The organism is Mesorhizobium sp. M4A.F.Ca.ET.022.05.2.1 (assembly GCF_003998845.1).
Classification (GTDB): Bacteria; Pseudomonadota; Alphaproteobacteria; order Rhizobiales; family Rhizobiaceae; genus Mesorhizobium.
The window spans coordinates 1-2,366 of record NZ_RZOJ01000622.1; the positions used below are offsets into that span (position 1 = coordinate 1).

Genomic DNA, 2,366 nt, shown 5'->3' on the forward strand with positions numbered 1-2,366 from the left:
TCCAGTATATGATCCGTGTGCCTACCATTGCCATGGCCGAGCAGGTCACCGACGTGCTCGACCGCAATGCGGCCGCGGCCGCGGCGATCAGCGGCTGCCGCTACGAGCGCCATTGGGTGTCGAAGTCGCGGCCCGGCCTCGCCAATCACGCCATGGCTGGGCTCGCCTATGAAGCGCTCTCGACCGTTGGGCCGCCGCGCTGGGACGAGAAGGCGAAGAAAATCGCCCGCGAAATCCAGGTCAATGCCGGCGGTACGGCGGCAGAACACCCGTTCATCGACGAGCTGGAGCGGCTGATCATGCCGCAGGAGGCCGAGGCGATCCTGCGCCGCGACTTGCCGCCCTCGCAGGTGAACTCGACCTCGGACGACTACACCGACATGAGCTGGCATGCGCCGACGGCGCGTTTCTATGTCGCGCGCCCGGCGCTGCGCTCGGCAAACGGCCATGCCTGGCCAGGCTGGGTGATGAACGCGCTGGGCGGCATTGCCGCGACGATCGACCCGATGGTGACCTGCGCTTCGAAGACGATCGCGCTGACGGCGCTGCGCCTGCTCGAGGACAAGGCCGCGCGCGATGCGGCGATGGACGAGTTCGTCGCCCGCACCGGCGGCGGCGTCGGCGGCGCGAATTGGATCGCGCCGCTTTGCGACTACGAGCCGCCGATCAATTTCCGCTGGCCGGAATATGTCGCCACGGCGCGCGGGCGCGACTGGTGGATCCCGGCCGCCTCCACTGCATGACCGATCAACGACCCCACGAGGAGAACAACCATGACCGTCCATGACCGCGTCGTCGCCGAGCCGTTCTCGCTGCAGCGCCGCAACCCCGCCGGCGGCACCAAGCCGCTGACCGCCTGGGGCTTCGCCAACGAGACCGATGTGCTGACCGACGTGCTGCTTGGTTCGCCCAACTTTCTGCGCCACCTGTCGACAAGCTCGCTGTCTAGAAAACATCTGCGCGAGGCGCCCTGCAACGTCCAGATCGCGCAGGCGCAGCACAAGGACCTTGTCGCGGCATACGAGCATTTCGGCGTCAACATCCACTGGCACGAGCCGACCCCGGAACTGCCGATGCAGGTCTATTCGCGCGATTCCAGCGTCATGACGCCCTACGGCGCCTTCATCACCGCCATGGCCAACTGGTGGCGGCGCGGCGAGAACTACGCCGCCATCCGCACCTATGAAAAGCTCGGCATCCCTATCTACGATATGGTGACCGCCGGCACCTTCGAAGGCGGCGACTTCAACGTCATCGAGGACGGCGTGGTGTTGATCGGCTGCGGCGGCGCTCGCACCCAGGAGGAGGGCGCCCGCCAGGTGCAGGCCTGGTTCGACAAGGAAGGCTGGGAGACGCGCATCGCCTTCATCGACGAATACTATGTCCATATCGACCTGATGGTTGTGCCGATCGCCGAAAAGCTTACCGCGGTCTGCCTCGCCTGCACCGAGCCCGGCATCGTCGACTGGCTGAAGGGCAAGGGCCACGAGATCATCGACGTGCCCTTCCAGGACACGATGGCGCTCGGCTGCAACTTCATGTCGCTCGGCATGGACAGGGTGATCGCGCCGACATCGAGCCAGACGCTGATCGAAAAGCTGCGGGCGCGCGGCTTCGAGGTCGCGGCCGTCGATATGAGTGAGATCTCCAAGACCGGCGGCGGCATCCACTGCATGGCGCAGGCGCTGAAGCGCGAGAAGGCGTGAGGGGCAACGGCGGCGAAGCTGCCAATCTCCCCCTTGTGGGTCCCTTGTGGGGCACATGTCCGGCAGGACAGAGGGGGCGCGGAAGAGCGTCGATCTGTCCCGTTTCGCTCCCGCTCTACGCTGCGCCGGTCCACTCAGCGTATCGCCTCAGGCCCATGCCGGCGAACAGCATGACCATCATGATGGTGAAGAAGAAGGCCATGCCGAGGTAGAAGAAATTCGCTTTCGGCGAAACCTTGACATACCGCACCTGCTTGAACGGCACGCCGCTCGGCTTTGTCGCCGCCAGTCCGAGCCAGAAGAAGAAGGTGACGGCAACGAGCACGCCGATATAAGGATCCATCCAGTCCGGCACCCTGACGAAGCCGAAATTGAACGCAAACGCCCGGTTCGCTGACAAAAGCAGCCCAGACGATATCGAGCAGGCAAACATCAGGCGTTTCATGCGGCGTTCCCCTCCATGGTCCACATCCCCCGCGATGTATAATTTGCGTTGATTGAAGTTCTGTTATTCCTGCCCGTTAAGATTGCAGGCAAGGCGGGAGATCGCCGGTAAACGCGAGCACTCAACTACCGCGCCGTGCAGCGGATCGTCCGCTGAGAAATTCAGTTCGCAATGGCGGGCCGCGCTGCCGCCATTGCTTGCGTCATAGCTAACAT

General features: G+C 64.2%; 2 protein-coding genes and 1 pseudogene. 2 read left to right on the plus strand and 1 reads right to left on the minus strand.

What is annotated here, in order from left to right; genetic code table 11:
* A pseudogene (locus EN745_RS33705) lies at positions 1-743 on the plus strand (amidohydrolase); the annotation flags it as partial.
* Positions 744-773: 30 nt separating this feature from the next.
* Complete coding sequence (locus EN745_RS33710) at positions 774-1,706, plus strand: dimethylarginine dimethylaminohydrolase family protein (RefSeq protein ID WP_126055473.1); 933 nt, start codon at positions 774-776, stop codon at positions 1,704-1,706.
* A 115-nt stretch (positions 1,707-1,821) separates the two neighbouring features.
* Here the strand turns inward: EN745_RS33710 and EN745_RS33715 are convergent, their stop codons facing one another.
* On the minus strand, positions 1,822-2,151 hold the full coding sequence (locus EN745_RS33715; RefSeq protein WP_127423237.1) for a hypothetical protein: 330 nt from the start codon (positions 2,149-2,151) through the stop codon (positions 1,822-1,824).
* Between the last annotated feature and the right edge of the window lie 215 nt (positions 2,152-2,366).